Source organism: Achromobacter sp. 46006 (genome assembly GCF_059761975.1).
The window spans coordinates 1-255 of sequence record NZ_JCBANN010000158.1 but is presented as its reverse complement, the minus strand read 5'-3'; the positions used below and the strand labels follow the sequence as shown (position 1 = coordinate 255).

General features: G+C 67.8%; 1 pseudogene. It reads left to right on the top strand.

Features of this window, described 5'->3' with window-relative positions:
* Nucleotides 1-255: pseudogene (locus AC6LKG_RS26620) on the top strand (Zn-dependent hydrolase); the annotation flags it as partial.

The following is a 255-nucleotide window of genomic DNA, read 5'->3' as shown; positions in this document are numbered from 1 at the left end:
GCAACCTCATCGGCACCCGTGCCGGCCGCAACGCGCAACGCCAGCCCATCGCCACCGGCTCGCACTGCGACACCGTCATGAGCGGCGGCCGCTTCGACGGCATCATCGGCGTGCTGGCCGGCATCGAGGTCGCCCACACCCTGCATGAACAGGGCATCGAACTGGAACACCCCTTCGAAGTCATCGACTTCCTGTCGGAAGAACCCAGCGACTACGGCATCTCCTGCGTCGGCAGCCGCGCCCTGAGCGGCCAGC